The sequence below is a fragment of the Amycolatopsis sp. H20-H5 genome (assembly GCF_035828755.1).
Classification (GTDB): domain Bacteria; phylum Actinomycetota; class Actinomycetes; order Mycobacteriales; family Pseudonocardiaceae; genus Amycolatopsis.
Genome location: NZ_JAYMZS010000002.1, coordinates 138,823 through 154,782 on the forward strand (window position 1 = coordinate 138,823; position 15,960 = coordinate 154,782).

Annotated in this window: 16 protein-coding genes; 8 read left to right on the forward strand and 8 right to left on the reverse strand. The window is 68.2% G+C overall.

Features of this window, described 5'->3' with window-relative positions; all coding sequences use genetic code 11:
- The first annotated feature begins 19 nt into the window (after nucleotides 1-19).
- Entirely contained in the window at nucleotides 20-958 is a 939-nt protein-coding gene (locus QMK34_RS01705; protein ID WP_442785080.1) for a TAXI family TRAP transporter solute-binding subunit, read from the forward strand.
- Nucleotides 959-1,396: 438 nt separating this feature from the next.
- On the opposite strand, the gene QMK34_RS01710 is transcribed toward QMK34_RS01705, so the two are convergent.
- Both QMK34_RS01710 and QMK34_RS01715 read right to left on the reverse strand, forming a co-directional pair.
- On the reverse strand, nucleotides 1,397-2,818 hold the full coding sequence (locus QMK34_RS01710; RefSeq protein WP_326410564.1) for a sensor histidine kinase: 1,422 nt from the start codon (nucleotides 2,816-2,818) through the stop codon (nucleotides 1,397-1,399).
- A gap of 4 nt (nucleotides 2,819-2,822) precedes the next feature.
- Nucleotides 2,823-3,512, reverse strand: a complete 690-nt coding sequence (locus QMK34_RS01715) for a response regulator transcription factor (protein ID WP_326410566.1) — start codon at nucleotides 3,510-3,512, stop codon at nucleotides 2,823-2,825.
- Between the two features lie 386 nt (nucleotides 3,513-3,898).
- Here QMK34_RS01715 and QMK34_RS01720 point away from each other — a divergent pair, with 386 nt between their 5' ends.
- The 5 genes from QMK34_RS01720 (at nucleotide 3,899) to QMK34_RS01740 (ending at nucleotide 8,081) form a co-directional block, all read left to right on the forward strand.
- Nucleotides 3,899-4,627 carry an amino acid ABC transporter ATP-binding protein gene (locus QMK34_RS01720; RefSeq protein WP_326410674.1) on the forward strand — a complete coding sequence of 243 codons (729 nt, stop codon included), beginning with the start codon at nucleotides 3,899-3,901 and terminating at the stop codon, nucleotides 4,625-4,627.
- Between the two features lie 60 nt (nucleotides 4,628-4,687).
- A complete protein-coding gene (locus QMK34_RS01725) occupies nucleotides 4,688-5,602 on the forward strand; it encodes a glutamate ABC transporter substrate-binding protein (RefSeq protein WP_326410568.1) in 915 nt (304 codons plus the stop codon).
- A gap of 84 nt (nucleotides 5,603-5,686) precedes the next feature.
- The gene (locus QMK34_RS01730; protein WP_326410570.1) at nucleotides 5,687-6,334 is read left to right on the forward strand and encodes an amino acid ABC transporter permease; all 648 of its coding nucleotides are present in this window, start codon (nucleotides 5,687-5,689) and stop codon (nucleotides 6,332-6,334) included.
- Nucleotides 6,331-7,224: an amino acid ABC transporter permease gene (locus QMK34_RS01735; RefSeq protein ID WP_326410572.1), complete on the forward strand. Its 894-nt coding sequence runs from the start codon at nucleotides 6,331-6,333 to the stop codon at nucleotides 7,222-7,224. The genes QMK34_RS01730 and QMK34_RS01735 overlap by 4 nt, the downstream gene beginning before the upstream one ends.
- A 122-nt stretch (nucleotides 7,225-7,346) precedes the next feature.
- Nucleotides 7,347-8,081, forward strand: a complete 735-nt coding sequence (locus QMK34_RS01740) for a class I SAM-dependent methyltransferase (RefSeq protein WP_326410574.1) — start codon at nucleotides 7,347-7,349, stop codon at nucleotides 8,079-8,081.
- A gap of 30 nt (nucleotides 8,082-8,111) precedes the next feature.
- Here the strand turns inward: QMK34_RS01740 and QMK34_RS01745 are convergent, their stop codons facing one another.
- Together QMK34_RS01745 and QMK34_RS01750 are read right to left on the reverse strand one after the other, a co-directional pair.
- Complete coding sequence (locus tag QMK34_RS01745; RefSeq protein WP_326410576.1) at nucleotides 8,112-8,291, reverse strand: hypothetical protein; 180 nt, start codon at nucleotides 8,289-8,291, stop codon at nucleotides 8,112-8,114.
- Nucleotides 8,292-8,447: 156 nt separating this feature from the next.
- Entirely contained in the window at nucleotides 8,448-9,014 is a 567-nt protein-coding gene (locus QMK34_RS01750; RefSeq protein WP_326410578.1) for a hypothetical protein, read from the reverse strand.
- A gap of 367 nt (nucleotides 9,015-9,381) precedes the next feature.
- On the opposite strand from QMK34_RS01750, the gene QMK34_RS01755 reads away from it, so the two are divergent.
- A complete protein-coding gene (locus QMK34_RS01755; protein ID WP_326410580.1) occupies nucleotides 9,382-9,930 on the forward strand; it encodes a DUF305 domain-containing protein in 549 nt (182 codons plus the stop codon).
- 71 nt (nucleotides 9,931-10,001) lie between these two features.
- On the opposite strand, the gene QMK34_RS01760 is transcribed toward QMK34_RS01755, so the two are convergent.
- The 4 genes from QMK34_RS01760 to QMK34_RS01775 are packed head-to-tail and all read right to left on the reverse strand — an operon-like array spanning nucleotide 10,002 to nucleotide 13,811.
- A complete protein-coding gene (locus QMK34_RS01760) occupies nucleotides 10,002-10,751 on the reverse strand; it encodes a succinate dehydrogenase/fumarate reductase iron-sulfur subunit (protein ID WP_326410582.1) in 750 nt (249 codons plus the stop codon).
- Nucleotides 10,748-12,661, reverse strand: a complete 1,914-nt coding sequence (locus QMK34_RS01765; protein ID WP_326410585.1) for a fumarate reductase/succinate dehydrogenase flavoprotein subunit — start codon at nucleotides 12,659-12,661, stop codon at nucleotides 10,748-10,750. The genes QMK34_RS01760 and QMK34_RS01765 overlap by 4 nt, the downstream gene beginning before the upstream one ends.
- Nucleotides 12,662-12,696: 35 nt before the next feature.
- Nucleotides 12,697-13,527, reverse strand: a complete 831-nt coding sequence (locus tag QMK34_RS01770) for a hypothetical protein (protein ID WP_326410588.1) — start codon at nucleotides 13,525-13,527, stop codon at nucleotides 12,697-12,699.
- Nucleotides 13,524-13,811, reverse strand: coding sequence for a hypothetical protein (locus tag QMK34_RS01775; protein ID WP_326410590.1), 288 nt, complete (start codon nucleotides 13,809-13,811; stop codon nucleotides 13,524-13,526). The genes QMK34_RS01770 and QMK34_RS01775 overlap by 4 nt, the downstream gene beginning before the upstream one ends.
- 257 nt (nucleotides 13,812-14,068) lie before the next feature.
- On the opposite strand from QMK34_RS01775, the gene edd reads away from it, so the two are divergent.
- A complete protein-coding gene (gene edd, locus QMK34_RS01780; RefSeq protein ID WP_326410592.1) occupies nucleotides 14,069-15,958 on the forward strand; it encodes a phosphogluconate dehydratase in 1,890 nt (629 codons plus the stop codon).
- The last annotated feature ends 2 nt before the right edge of the window (nucleotides 15,959-15,960 follow it).

Sequence of the window (15,960 nt, forward strand, 5' to 3'; positions counted from 1 at the left end):
GATCGACCCCGTGGCGCGGATCAGAGGTGTACGCGGGGCGGGTGCCCTGCTGGCGGCGGTGGTCGCCGCCGTCGGGATGCTCGCCGGGTGCGCGCCGGACTTCGGCACCCAGCACCTGCGCATCGCGGCGGGCAACGCGGGCGGCGTCTACGACAAGCTGGCGCAGGGGCTGGCCACGGCGTGGAGCGCGCAGCTGGGCATGGACCGGCCCGAGGTCCTGCAGACCCAGGGCTCACCCGACAACGTGAACCGGGTGCTTTCGGGTGACGCGGACGTCGCGTTCGTGGCCGCCGACGTCGCCGCGGACACCTCGGTGCTGCACCCGGGGCGGCTGGCCGCGCTGGCCCGTATCCATGACGACTATCTGCACGTGGTGGTCAGGGACGACGCGCCGGTGACCTCGGTGGCGCAGCTGCGTGGGAAGCGGATCGCGATCGGCTCGGCCGAATCCGGGGTCGAGTACATCGTGCGGAAGATCCTGAAGGTGTCGGGGCTCGACGGGACCGGGGTGGTCAGCTCGCGCAATCTCGGGCTGCCCGAGGCGCTCGCGGCGCTGGAACGCAACGAGATCGACGCGGTGTTCTGGTCCGGCGGCCTGCCGACCGGCCCGATCAGCGCGCTGGCGGGCCGGATCAAGCTGCGGCTGCTCGACATCGCCGCCCTGATGCCCGCGATGCGCACCGCGAACCCCGTCTACCGGACGGCGACGATCCCGAGCACGACTTACCCCGGCATCGGCCCGGTGACGACCCTGGTGGTCCCGAATTTCCTGGTGGTCCGCTCCGAAATGGCGGACAACCTCGCCGAAGCCCTGGTCCAGGGTCTGTTCGACAGCCGCGACGCCCTGGTCCAAGCCAGCAGCGCAGCCCTGTCCATCGACGTCCACCCGGCAATAGAGACGGCCCCCCTCCCCCTCCACCCAGGAGCCCTCAACTACTACCGCACCCACAAAGCCTAAAAAAACAACCACCGGAAAACCCGACCCCAGGCAGCCCACCCAACCAAAGGTCCCACAGCAAACCCGACCCCAGGCACGCCGCCAAACAAACGAAGGTCCCCACAGTCAAGCCGACCCCAGGCAGGCCGCCAAACGAACGAAGGCCCCCACAGTCAAGGTGACCACAGGCAGGCCGCCAAACGAAGGTCCCCACGGCAAAGGTGACCACGGCAAAGGTGACCAAAGTAGTTGGATCGTTCGTCGCGCGCGGCCGAAGGCCCTGCGATCGCGGCGCCAGGCCGCCCCCTGAGCAAACAGGAACCAAGAAGCCCAAGCCACGGCCTGTCGACGCGATCGCAGAGCGCGATCCAGTCGCGGGGCAGGCCGAAGGCCTCAGCGATCTCGGGAGCAGGGCGCCCCACAGCAAAAAAGCAAGCAAAGCGCAAGTAAGCGCCCTGGTCACGAGATCGCTGTCCCCCGCGATAGAGAAACAGGAAACACAGCGCAAACGCTCAGTCCGCCGCCTTCCGGTAGTTCCAGGGTGAGTTCGCCACCCGAGTGGGCGACCACTTGGGCGACGATGGACAGGCCGAGTCCTGAACCGGTGATGTTCTGGTGGGCGGCGCTGCGCCAGAACCGGTCGGTCGCCCGTTCGAGTTCGTCCTCGCGCAGTCCGGGGCCGTGGTCCCGGACCGAAAGGGTGACGGTGTCGGGGCCGCCGTCGACGGCGACCGTCACGGAGGTGCCGGTGGCGGTGAACTTGAACGCGTTGTCCAGCAGCGCGTCCAGGATGACCTCGAGGCCTCGGGGCGGGGCGAGTACGCGCAGGTCGCCGCCGAGGCCGTGGGTCTCCAGCCGGATGTCGCGGGCGGTGCCGACGACCGCCCAGTCGGCGACGCGGTCGGCCACCACCTCGTCGAGGGAGACGGGCAGCAGTTCGCCGCCGGACGCCTCGGCCCTGGCCATCGACAGGAGCTCGTCAAGGATCTGGTTGAGCCGTCTCGCGTCGACGACGGCGGCCTCCAGGTCCGCGGCGGCCAGCTCGTCGTCGACGTGGCCCTGGAGGTTGCCGAGCCGGATCTTCAACGCCGTGAGCGGGTTGCGCAGCTGGTGCGAGGCGTCGGCGACGAACGCGCGCTGCGCCGAGAGCGCCTCGCCGACGCTCGCGGCCATGCGGTCGAACGAGCGGCCAAGCTGACGCAGTTCCGGTGGCCCGCCACCCTCGCCGACCGGCTCTGCCTCGCGGCCGCTCACCACGGCCGCGACCAGTGAGCCGGTGGCCTCGTCGAGCCGCCGCACCGGGCGCAGGATCCACCGCACCACCGGCACGGCGACCAGCAGCGCGACGGTGAACGCGAGTATCCCGCCCACCACCAGCACCACCCACGACCAGAGCAGCTCGGCGCGCGCCTTGCCGGTGTCGGATTCGGTCAGGACGGCCCCGCGGACCTCCCCGTCGATGAGGACCGGCTCCGCGAGCACCAGTGGCGTGCTGTCCCACGGCGTCAGCATCGATCCGGGTTCCGAGCGGCGCCCGGCCAGCGCGGAATGGACGTGGGTGGAGACTTCCGGCGCGGCGAGGTCGATCCCGGTGCCCTGGGCGCCGGGCGAGCTCGCCACCAGCTTGCCGTCCTGGTTCAGCACGACCACCAGGACGCCGTAGACGTCGTTGTAGCGGCGGAGTTCGGCGTCGAGGACCTCGCGGTTGTTGTCGACCAAGGGCCGTTGAGCCAGTGAGGCGAACCGCGCGGTGTCGGTGAGCCGGTCGAGGAACAGGCGCTGCTGGACGCTGCTCGCCACGCTGAGCGCGAGCGGGATGCCAAGGCCGAAGACCAGCAGCGCGACGAGGGTGAGCACGATCCCCTGGAGCCGGACCCGCACGAGGTCAGTCCCGTCGCGCCGGGTCGAAGGCGCCGCCGAGGCGGTAGCCGACCCCGCGGACCGTCTCGATCAGCGAAGGCCTGCCGAGTTTCGTGCGCAGGGTCGCGACGTGGACGTCGAGCGAGCGGCTCTCGGCCGGGCCGCGGTGTCCCCACACCTCGGTCAGCACGTGCTCGCGCGAGCACACCGCCCCGCGCGCCCCGACGACCAGCGCCAGCACCTGGAACTCCTTGCGGGACAAGGCGATCGCCTGGCCGCCGACCTGGACCTCGTGCCGGGAGAGGTCGACGTCGACGTCCCCGAGCCGGACCACCCCGGCGGGTTCCGGTTTGGCCGCACGCTCGCCGCGCCGCCGCCGGACCGCTTCGACCCTGGCTACCAGCTCGTCGACGTCGTACGGCTTGACGAGGTAGTCGTCGGCGCCCGCGCGCAGCCCCTGGATGCGGTTGTCGATCTCGCCGCGCGCGGACACCACGATCACCGCGACGTCGCTGATCGCGCGGATCTGGCGGCACAGGACGATGCCGTCGATGTCGGGCAGGCCGAGATCGAGCAGGATGACGTCGACCTCATGCACCCGTTCGAGGACGCCCGCGCCGGAAGCGAGCCTCTTGATCGCGAGGCCCCGGCGCGCGAGCGCGGGCGCCAGAGCCCCGGCGACCCGGTCGTCGTCCTCCACCAGCAGTACCCGCACTCCATGCCTCCGTGCCGCGTGGTGATCGACAGTGGAACCCACGACTCTATGGGGTAGACGGCCGTCTTCCCAGTGGGCTCGACACCCGGCCGGGTCCCACTGAGGGACTCTAGCGGTCACAATCGGTGATCGAAGCTCTGTGACCCCGGTAACGCCGCGACCCGGTTCCGTCTAGGCTGATCAGCGCCGGACGGGCGCGGACCCCGCTCGACCGGTGGTGGGGAGCGTGCGGGGAATGATACGTAGTTGAAACCCTAAGTATTGCTCAAGCCACCTTTACAGGGGGTCCGACGGGAGTAGGTTCTCGCCATCGCGTGGGAGCCGCTCCCGCAGAACCCGGTACCGAACGCTCTGGAGGCCAGATGACCACGGAGGTGGCGACGCCGATGATCAAGGCGGGCGCCGTGAACAAGTACTTCGGCGACTTGCACGTACTCAAGGACATCACCCTTGAGGTACCGCGTGGCCAGGTCGTCGTGGTCCTCGGTCCGTCCGGGTCGGGCAAGTCGACGTTGTGCCGGGCGATCAACCGCCTCGAGCCCATCAACTCCGGCGAGATCGCGGTCGACGGCACACCGCTGCCCGCCGAGGGCAAGGCGCTCGCCGCCCTGCGCGCGGACGTCGGCATGGTGTTCCAGTCGTTCAACCTGTTCGCGCACAAGACCATCCTCGAAAACGTCATGCTCGCGCCGGTGAAGGTCCGCAAGGTCTCCTCGGCCGAAGCGCGCAAGACGGCGATGGAACTGCTGGAGCGCGTCGGCATCGCCAACCAGGCCGACAAGTACCCGGCGCAGCTTTCCGGTGGGCAGCAGCAGCGGGTCGCGATCGCGCGGGCGCTGGCCATGCGACCCAAGGTCATGCTGTTCGACGAGCCGACCTCCGCGCTGGACCCGGAGATGGTCCAGGAGGTGCTCGACGTGATGACCGGCCTGGCCAAGGACGGGATGACGATGCTCGTCGTCACCCACGAAATGGGCTTCGCCCGCCGTGCCGCCAATCGTGTCGTGTTCATGGCCGACGGCGAGATCGTCGAGGATTCCACCCCGGAAGAGTTCTTCACCAAGCCCAAGAGCGAGCGGGCGAAGGATTTTCTCGGCAAGATCCTTACTCACTGACATTACGTGTAGCGACGCGAGTGCGTATCGCGTCGTCAAAGGGATATAGGAGAGGTTCACATGAGGATCCGCACCCTTGCGGTGGGACTGCTCGTCGGCGGTCTGGCGTTGACCGCTTGTGGCAAGGAGGGAACTCCGGCCGATTCCGGTGCCACCGGCACCGGCACCGCCGCCGCTGCGCTGCCGACCTACACGGTCGACACGGCAGCGGCCGTGACCGGTTCGCCGGCGTTCGACAAGGCCAAGGCCGCGGGCAAGATCACCATCGGCGTCAAGGACGACCAGCCCGGTCTCGGCAAGAAGGACCCGACGACGGGCAAGTTCTCCGGATTCGACGTCGAGATCGCGAAACTGGTGGCCGCGAGCCTCGGCTACGGCGAGGACAAGATCGACTTCAAGCCGGTGGCCTCGGCCAACCGCGAGCAGGCGATCGCGAATGGTGACATCGCGTACTACGTGGGCACCTACACGATCAACGACAAGCGCAAGGCGCAGGTCTCCTTCGTCGGACCGTACTTCGAGGCGGGCCAGGACCTGCTGGTGCGCAAGGACGACACCTCGATCACCGGCCCGGAGACCCTCAAGGGCAAGAAGGTCTGCTCGGCGACCGGGTCGACCCCGATCCAGCGCGTGCGTGACCAGAAGCTGACCGAGCCCGGCAACATCGTCGAGTTCCAGGGCTACTCGCAGTGCGTCGACAAGCTCATCTCCAAGGACGTCGACGCGGTCACCACCGACGACGCCATCCTCAAGGGCTTCGCCGCGCAGGACCCGGACAACCTGAAGGTCGTCGGCAAGACGTTCTCCAAGGAGCCGTACGGCATCGGGCTGGGCCACGACGACAAGGCGCTGCGCGACAAGGTCAACGGAACCCTGCAGAAGGCGCTGGACGACGGCACCTGGGAGAAGATCTACGCCGCGACGCTCGGCAAGTCCGGTTCCCCCGCGACGAAGCCGACGCTCATCAAGTACTGACAGACCCTCGGTGGCCGGTGGACAGTCTAGAAGTCCACCGGCCACTTCGTACCCACTACCAGCCACGGCCTCGGGGATGGCTCCATGGATGTCCTGCTCGACAATCTGGACCTCTTCGGTCCGTTCTTTGTCACCACGATCGAACTGTTCGTACTGTCCGCGATCGGCAGCCTGGTTTTCGGCACCATCCTGGCGATGCTGCGTGTCAGCCCGGTCCCGGTGTTCCGCGCGGTGGGTGCGACCTACGTGACCCTCGTCCGCAACACTCCGCTGACGCTGGTCTTCCTCTTCTTCATCTTCGCCTATCCGCTGCTGGACATCATCAAGATGAGCTACTTCACCGCGGCGATCGTCGCGTTGACGGTCTACACCTCGGCGTTCATCTGTGAGGTCGTCCGCTCGGGTATCAACACCGTCCCGGTCGGGCAGGCCGAAGCGGGTCGCGCACTCGGGCTCACCTTCGGGCAGATCCTGGGCCAGATCGTGCTTCCCCAGGCCGTTCGTTCGGTGGCACCCCCGCTGATCAGCACCTTGATCGCCCTGCTGAAGAACAGCACGATCGCGGGCGGGTTCTCGGTGGCCGAGGCGGGCGCGATCCGCTCGTACATCTCCGAGCGCGGTGGCAACCAGCTCGTCGCGCTGCTGTGGGTGGCGGTCGGGTTCATCATCCTGGTGTCTGTACTGTCGTTCGTCCAGCGGAGCCTGGAAAAGCGCTGGAGCGTGGCCCGATGAGCAACGTCCTGTTCGATGTCCCTGGCCCGAAGGCCCGTGTCCGGCACCGCATGCTGGCCGTGCTCGGCGTGCTCATCATCCTCGCCGTACTCGCCTTCATCGTCTACCGCTTCTACGACTCCGGGCAGTTCGCTGCCAAGAAGTGGGAGTGGCTGCAGTACAAGCAGGTCCAGGAAGACCTCGTCAGCGCCATCGTGGCCACGCTCGAGGCGTTCGCGCTCGGCGCGGTGCTCGCCCTGATCTTCGGTTCGGTCTTCGCGGCCGGCAGGTTGTCCGACCACAAGTGGATCCGCGGGATCGCCGTGACGATCGTCGAGTTCTTCCGGGCGATCCCGCTGCTGGTCCTGATGTCAGTGTTCTACTACGGGCTGCCGATCATCGGGGTGAAGACGACGCCGCTCATCGCGGTCGTGCTGGGCCTCACCCTGTACAACGGTTCGGTGCTGGCGGAGATCTTCCGCGCCGGTGTCCAGGCGCTGCCGAAGGGCCAGTCCGAGGCGGCGTACGCGCTGGGCATGCGCAAGACCCGCGTGATGTTCTCGGTGCTGCTGCCGCAGGCGATCCGGTCGATGTTGCCGACGATCATCAGCCAGCTGGTCGTGCTGCTGAAGGACACCGCGCTCGGTTTCCTGATCACCTACCAGGAACTGCTCTACTACGCACGCTTCATCGGTTCGCAGGGCGAGTTCGGCAGGCCGATCGTGCCGACCACCATCCTGGTCGCCGCGATCTACATCATCATGTGCCTGCTGCTGACGGCACTGGCGACGTACCTGGAGAAGCGCAACCGCCGGAGCAAGAAGCACATCGAGCCGACCAACAACAAGGCCAACCAGATCATGCTGGGCAACGCCGCGGGCGGCGGCGCCGTCGCTGGCGGCAGTGTCTGAGCGCCGCTGATCAGTCTTGCACTGAATGCCCTCGCCGGTTCGCCGGCGGGGGCATTCCGCTGTTCGCACCTGTCTGCGCTGTCCCGCCTGGACTAGCGTTCAGGCGAGCAGAGGAGATTCCGGTGGCGGATCAGTACGACTCGATCGCGGACGTCTACGAGCAGGTCAAGCGAATCCCGATCGGGCTGGCCGAGACGACGACCCTGGTTTCGGCGCTGCCCGACCTCAACGGCAAGTCGGTGCTGGACGTCGGCTGCGGCGCGGGCTACTACCCGCGGCTGTTCCGGTCGGCAGGCGCGCGACGGGTGGCCGGGGTGGACGCGGCGCAGGAGATGATCGCCCACGCCCAGCGGGTGGAGGAGCGCGATCCGATCGGGATCTCCTACGAACTCTACGACGCCGCCGAACTGCCGGTGATGGGCGCTTTCGACGTGGTGACGGCCATCTGGCTGCTCGGCTACGCGCCCGGGGCGGACGCGCTCGACGCCATGGTGACGCGCCTGGCCGCCAACCTGGTGCCCGGCGGCGAACTCGTCGTCCTGTTCCCTAACCCGGACGTCGACTGGGACGTGCTGGCCGGGTACTCGCGGTACGGCATGACCGTCGTGGGGACCGGTGAGTCGGCCGGGCGGCTCAGCTGCACCGTGCACGTCGAGGTCGATCCGCCGTTCGACTTCGAGTCGTTCTACTGGCCGCCGGGCGTCGTCGAAGCCACGCTGGAACGCGGCGGTTTCACCGGCCTGACCCGCTACCCGGTGGTCGTCCCCGCCGAGGCGCTCGCCGAACGCGGCGAAGGGTTCTGGGCCGACCTGCTGGCCTGCCCGACCTTCGCCGTCTACCGCGCCAAGCTCGGCTAGGCCGGGTCGGTCGCGAGGCCGCCATGCTGCTCACGGAGCTCGCGTTTGAGGATCTTGCCGCTGGGGTTCTTGGGCAGCTCGTCGGCGAAGACGACGTACTTGGGCGACGTACTTGGGCCGTTTGTACCCGGCCAGGTGGGCGGCGAGGTGGGCGGCGAGGTGGGCGGCGGTCAGGGTGACGCCCTCGCGCGGTACGACCACCGCGGTCACCGCTTCGATCCAGTGGGATGGCTGATCCCGAACACCGCGACCTCGGCGACGCCGTCGAGCAGGTAGATCGCCTCCTGCGGAGCGACACTGAGCCCCAAGCACGAACAAGGCCCCGGCCGTTCACGAGTCGCTGGGGCCTTCGGCCGTTGCGATGGCTCAGACCTTGATGTGAGCCCACCGGGCGAACCCGGCCAACGAGTCCGTGGCCCGGTGGTCCGCGTTGGCCATCGCGAGCACCGTTTCCCGGACGGCCGGGTGGTGGCGGGTGGTGTTCGGCGCCACCCGGCGAGCCAGGTTGAGCTGTTTCAGCGCGTGACGGCGGTCTCCGTGGAGTACCCACGCGCGCGCCATGTCGATGTGGTGGTGGCCGACGCGCTCGGGCCGGTGGGGGTCCGCGATCTCGACCTCGGCCGCCCGGCGGACTGCTTCCGTGCCGTCATAGTTCTCGACCGGCGCGGCGCACCAGTGGGCGAGGATGTTCGTCATGCTGGCGTCCACGCCGTGGTAAGGCGCTTCCGGGAGACGGAACTCCGTGGATAGCGAGCGGGCTTCCTCAAGGTAGCCGTCTGCCTGAGCTACGTCGCCGGATCTGGCGGCGAGCATGGCCGCGCACAGGTCCAGCTGGACCATGACAGCCTTGCCCGCCGTGTCGCTGCCCACGTTCTCCCGGGCGCGGTCGAGCAGCCGTAGCCCGGCGCTGAAGTCGCCCCTGAAGGCCACCATGACAGCGTTAAACGCCGTGAAGGCTCCCATCAGGGCACACGGCAAGCCTGGGGTCGCGACCGAAGGGGACCTTCCCTCGACTCAACCTCGCAAAAGTCCCCTTCACCAGAACAGACCGCGTGAAAGTCCCCGTCAGTCAACGCGACCCTAGGCACCAAACTGGACGACATGACATCAGTTTCCGGACGCCTTCTCAGGGGTGAAGGGGCTGACCATGGCTCAGTTTGTTACTCCGGGAGCCGCAGGCGCAACCGCGGTCGCTCCGGGGCACTGAAGCCACCGGATTTCTCCGGTTCGCCGCAATCGGGTTGAACCCGCCGGGGTCCGCAGCCGTAGTCATTCAGGGAGGACAACGACAGGAGGACTGTTGAAGACACGTCTGCCGGCCGGGCTGCTGGGGTTGGTGCTCGTCGCCGTGCTCACCGCGTGCTCGGCCGAGGCCAAACCGCCAGGCGCCAACGCCACGGACATCCGCTTCTCGCTCGAGATGATCCCCCATCACGCGCAGACCATCGAACTCGCCGATCTGGTGCCACACCGCGGTTCCCACCCGTTCATCACCGACGTAGCCACCCGCGTCAAGACCGACGAGACCGCCGAGATCGAGCAGATGAGCAGCTGGCAGTCGTGGAACGTCCCGCTGCCGCAGAGCTCGCACCACATGGCCGGCATGGACATGCCAGGCATGGCGACCGAGGCCGAGGTCGTCGCCCTGCGGACCTCGTCCGGCCCGGAGTTCGACCAGCTGTGGCTGTCAACGCTGGCGAAGCACCTGCGCAGCGGCGTCGACATGGCGAAGGCCACACAGGCGGGCGGCGGGATTCACCCGGGTACCAGGGATCTGACGCGGAAGGTCATCACCGAACAGGAGGCGGCGATCGCGGATATCACCCGCCAGCAGTCGTCCTCGACCTGACCCGGATGCCCCTGAAGGCCACCTTCACGGCGTAAAACGCTGTGATGGTGGCCTTCAGGGGCTTTTGGGGCTCAGCCGCGGCGGAACAGTTTGCTGCCCAGCCAGACGATCGGGTCGTACTTGCGGTCGGCGACGCGCTCCTTCATCGGGATGAGCGCGTTGTCCGTGATGTGGATGCCCTCGGGACAGACCTCGGTGCAGCATTTGGTGATGTTGCACATGCCGAGGCCGTGTTCCTCCTGCGCGGCGCCGACTCGGTCGGCGACGTCGAGGGGGTGCATCTCGAGTTCCGCGATCCGCATCAGGTACCGCGGCCCCGCGAAGGACTCCTTGTTCTCCTCGTGATCGCGCACGACGTGACAGGTGTTCTGGCACAGGAAGCACTCGATGCACTTGCGGAACTCCTGCGAGCGTTCCACGTCGACCTGCTGCATCCGGTAGTCCCCCGGCTTGAGGTCCGGCGGCGGCGTGAACGACGGGATCTCGCGGGCCTTCTGGTAGTTGAAGGAAACGTCGGTCACCAGGTCGCGGATCACCGGGAACGCCCGCAGCGGGGTGACCGTGATGACCTCCTCCTCGGTGAAGGTCGACATCCGCGTCATGCACAGCAGCCGCGGCCGCCCGTTGATCTCGGCCGAACAGGAACCGCACTTGCCAGCCTTGCAGTTCCACCGCACCGCCAGGTCGGAGGCCTGGGTGGCCTGCAGGCGGTGGATGATGTCGAGGACGACCTCGCCCTCGTTCACCTCGACCTTGTAGTCCTCCAGCTCGCCGGCCTCCGCGTCGCCGCGCCAGACCCGGAAGCTCGCCTTGTAGCTCATGCCTGACTCCCGGGGTGTGTGGTCAGTTCGCCGTCGGTGTAGTACTTCCCCAGTTCGCCGAACTCGAACAGCTCCAGCAGGTCCTGGCGCATCTGTTCCTGCGCCTTCACGGTGACCGAGACGTCGGGGACGACGGGATCGCCGCCCGCCGTCGCACACACCAGCAGCTTGTTGCGCCACTCGGCGTCCATGCCGGGATGGTCGTCACGCGTGTGCCCGCCACGGCTCTCGGTGCGGGTCAGCGCGGCGCGCGCCACGCATTCGCTGACCAGCAGCATGTTGCGCAGGTCGACGGCGAGGTGCCAGCCGGGGTTGAACTGGCGGTGGCCCTCCACCGTGATCCGCTGGATGCGGCCACGGATCTCGCCCAACTTGACCAGGGCCTTCTCGATCTCCCCTGCCTTGCGGATGATGCCGACCAGGTCGTTCATCGACTGCTGCAGCTCGGTGTGCAGGGTGTACGGGTTCTCCTCGACGCCGTCGGCCGGCGGGTCGAACGGCGACAGCGCCATCTTCGCCGCCGCGTCCACATCGGACTGGCTCACCGCGGGACGTCCGGCCAGACCCTCCACATAGGACGCCGCACCCAGCCCGGCACGGCGGCCGAACACCAGCAGGTCCGACAGCGAGTTCCCGCCGAGCCGGTTGGACCCGTGCATTCCGCCCGAGCACTCTCCCGCGGCGAACAGCCCCGGCACGGTCGACGAGGCGGTGTCCGGGTCGACCTCGATCCCGCCCATCACGTAGTGACAGGTGGGCCCGACCTCCATCGGCTCGTTGGTGATGTCGACGTCGGCGAGTTCCTTGAACTGGTGGTACATCGAGGGCAGCCGCCGCTTGATCTCCTCGGCGGGCAGCCTGCTCGCGATGTCGAGGAACACCCCGCCGTGCGGCGAACCCCGGCCGGCCTTGACCTCGGAGTTGATCGCGCGGGCGACCTCGTCGCGGGGCAGCAGGTCCGGGGTGCGCCGGTTGTTCTCCTGATCGGCGTACCAGCGGTCGGCCTCGTCCTCGCTTTCGGCGTACTGCCCCTTGAACACCTCGGGCACGTACTCGAACATGAACCGCTTGTCCTCGGTGTTCTTCAGGACCCCGCCGTCACCACGCACGCCTTCGGTGACCAGGATGCCCTTCACGCTCGGCGGCCAGACCATGCCCGTCGGGTGGAACTGGACGAACTCCATGTTGATCAGGGTCGCCCCGGCCCGCAGCGCCAGCGCGTGGCCGTCGCCGGTGTACTCCCACGAGTTCGACGTGACCTTGAACGACTTGCCGATGCCGCCGGTGGCCAGCACGACCGCGGGGGCCTCGAACAGGATGAACCGCCCGCTTTCGCGCCAGTAGCCGAAAGCGCCCGCTATCCGGCCGTCGGAGAGCATCAGCTCGGTGACCGTGCACTCGGCGAAGACCTTGATCCTCGACTCGTAGTCACCGGTGGCCGCGAAGTCCTCCTGTTGCAGCGAAACGATTTTCTGCTGCATGGTGCGGATCAGTTCGAGGCCGGTGCGGTCGCCGACGTGCGCCAGCCGCGGGTACGTGTGCCCGCCGAAGTTGCGCTGGCTGATCCGGCCGTCCGCGGTCCGGTCGAACAGCGCGCCGTAGGTCTCGAGTTCCCAGACCCGGTCGGGCGCTTCCCTGGCGTGCAGCTCGGCCATCCGCCAGTTGTTGAGGAATTTCCCGCCGCGCATGGTGTCGCGGTAGTGCACCTGCCAGTTGTCGTTCGAGTTCGCGTTGCCCATCGACGCCGCGCAGCCGCCCTCGGCCATCACCGTGTGCGCCTTGCCGAACAGGGATTTGCACACCACCGCGACGCTGAAACCACGCTCTCTGGCCTCGATGACCGCACGCAGCCCGGCGCCTCCGGCACCGATGACCACCACGTCGTAGCTGTGCCGTTCCACTTCGGTCATTAAATAGCCACCTCAGGAGCCTTTTGACGCCGTTGTCAGTTGATGAACCGCAGATCCGAGATCGCGCCGCTCGCGACGAGCATGACGTAGAGGTCGGTCAGCGTGAGGGTGCCGAGCGTCGTCCACGCCAGCGCCATGTGCCGGGTGTTGAGTTTCGACACCTTGGTCCAGATCCAGTAGCGGACCGGGTGTTTCGAGAAATGCTTCAGCCTGCCGCCGGTGACGTGCCGGCAAGAGTGGCAGGACAGGGTGTACGCCCACAGCAGGATCACGTTGGCGAGCAGGACTATGTTGCCCAGCCCGAAACCGAAGCCCTGCGGGCTGTGGAACGCCAGGATCGAGTCGTAGGTGTTGATCAGCGAGACGAGCAGCGCCACGTAGAAGAAGTAGCGGTGCGCGTTCTGGATGATCAGCGGCAGCTTGGTCTCGCCGGTGTACTTCGCGTGCGGCTCGGCGACCGCGCACGCGGGCGGGGACATCCAGACCGACCGGTAGTAGGCCTTGCGGTAGTAGTAGCAGGTCAGCCGGAAGCCGAGCAGGAACGGCAGCACGACGAAGCCGAGCGGGATGATGCCAGGGAGCTCGCCGAACGGGGTGCCGAAGTGAGTCGACCCCGCGACGCAGGAATCGCTGAGGCACGGGGAATAGAACGGCGTCAGGTAGTGGTAGTCGGGGACCCAGTAAGCGGTGCGCACGAACGACCGGATCGTCGCGTAGACGACAAAAGTGGCCAGCCCCAGCGAAGTGAGCAGGGGCTGGAGCCACCATCGATCGGTGCGCAGTGTGCGTTCGGCGATCCTGGCCCTGGTGGGGGCGTGGACGCCGGTGCCCGCCCGTCCGGCGTCGTTGCCGGCGGGCGCGCTCACCGTTGGTCGCGCTTGTAGCCGCCGACACCCTCGTCGTCCGCGCCCTGCCACAGGGCGGGGTCGTACGGGGTGTCCGGCACGACGACGCGTTCGGCCGCTTTGGCCTGCGCGGGCACCGCGTTGGGCGCGCCGTCGAGGTCGGCCACGTCGATGTCGAGCCGCTCCACGTCGTTCGCCAGGCGCCGCACCGCTGAAGCGTCGCCGTACCGGGACCGCAGTGCGCCGACGCATTGCCTCAGCTGACCGATGGTTCGCCTGAGTTCGGCGATCTCTGTGGTGGACATCGGTACCCTCCCGATAGTTCGGTTCGCCGCCGAGTCACGCCGGAGCGATCGACCGCTCCTTCGACTCTGCCGCCTGTTGTGCAGTGTGACAAGTAGCACAGTAGCTGTAAGGGGTGTGATGGGGCCCACTCGGAGCGATCTTCTGAATCGATTTTGATTAGCGAGTCGAGTCCGGGTACTGTGGCCACTGTCACGACCCAGCGACGCCAGTGCTGCCGTCCCGCGGACCACCACTCACCAGTGATCCGGAGCCGGACATGAGCAGTGCCCCGAACAAGACCACGCTCCACCCCGTCGTCGCGGCGGTCACCGCCCGCATCGCGCAGCGCAGTGCGGCCAGCCGCAGTGCGCATCTCCGGCGCTCCGCGGCCGCGCACGAAGAAGGCCCGATCCGCCGCGGCCTCGCGTGCAGCAACCTCGCGCACGGTTTCGCCGCGATGGAAGGCGGCGACAAGGAAGCGCTGCGTGCCGCGCGAGCGCCCGGCGTCGCCATCGTCTCCGCGTACAACGACATGCTCTCGGCGCACCAGCCGATGCAGGAGTACCCGGCCTGGATCAAGGCATCGGTGCGCGAAGCGGGCGGGGTCGCCCAGTTCGCCGGTGGCGTGCCCGCGATGTGCGACGGGGTCACGCAGGGCCGTCCCGGCATGGAGCTCTCGCTGTTCAGCCGCGAGGTGATCGCGATGTCAACCGCGATCGCGCTGTCCCACGACATGTTCGACGCGAGCCTGCTGCTCGGCGTGTGCGACAAGATCGTGCCCGGCCTGCTGATCGGCGCGCTGTCGTTCGGCCACCTGCCCGCGATCCTCGTTCCGGCCGGGCCGATGAACTCCGGCCTGCCCAATAAGGAGAAGGCCCGCATCCGGCAGTTGTACGCCGAGGGCCTGGCCACCCGCGAGGACCTGCTGGACGCCGAAGCCGCGTCGTACCACTCCGCCGGGACCTGCACGTTCTACGGCACCGCCAACTCGAACCAGATGGTCGTCGAGGTGATGGGCCTGCACCTGTCCGGCGCCAGCTTCGTCCAGCCGAACAGCCCGCTGCGCCGTGCGCTGACGGAAGAAGCGGGCCGCCGGGTTGTCGCGATCTCGCGCGGCGAGTCGTACACCCCGATCTCGCGGGTGCTGGACGAAAAGGCGTTCGTCAACGGCGTCATCTCGCTGCTGGCCACCGGCGGCTCGACCAATCACACGCTGCACCTGGTCGCCATGGCCGCCGCCGCGGGCATCCAGCTGACCTGGGACGACTTCTCCGACCTGTCCGCGGTCATCCCGCTGCTGGCGCGGGTGTACCCGAACGGCAGCGCGGACATCAACCACTTCCACGCCGCCGGGGGCATCCAGTTCCTGGTCGGCACCCTGCTCGACGCCGGGCTGCTGCACGAAGACGTGCACACCGTCGCCGGGCCGGGGCTGCACCGCTACCGGCAGGAGCCTGTCCTCGCCGACGGGGAGCTCCGCTGGCGCGAGGTCCCGGCCAAGAGCCTGGACGAGGACGTCCTGCGCCCGGCGAACCGGCCGTTCTCCCCCGACGGCGGCCTGCGGATGGTGTCGGGCAACCTCGGCCGCGCGGTGACGAAGGTGTCCGCGGTGGCGCCCGAGCACCGTGTCGTCCAGGCCCCGGCCAGGGTCTTCACCACTCAGGAGGGCTTCGCCGAGGCGTTCGCCGCCGGGGAACTGGAGCGGGACGTCGTGGTGGTCATCCGGCACCAGGGCCCGCAGGCCAACGGTATGCCCGAGCTGCACGGGCTCACCCCCGCGCTCGGTGTGCTGATGGATCGCGGGTTCGCGGTCGCGCTGCTCACCGACGGCCGCATGTCGGGCGCGTCGGGCAAGATCCCGGCGGCCATCCAGCTCACCCCCGAAGCCGCGGCGGGCGGCCCGCTCGCCCGGATCGCCGACGGTGACGTCATCCGCTTCGACGCCGACTCCGGCACGATCGACGTCCTCGTGGGCGACCAGGAGCTGGCGGGACGCCGCCTGGTGGACGGTCCGCCCGACGAGGCATCCTGGACGGGCACCGGCCGCGAGCTGTTCGCCGCGCTGCGTCGTTCGGTCGGCCCCGCCGACCAGGGCGCCAGCGTGTTCGGGCCGCTCACGCCGGAGCACTTCGGTTCCCCCGTCAACGCCTTCAGCCAGAGGAGCTAGTC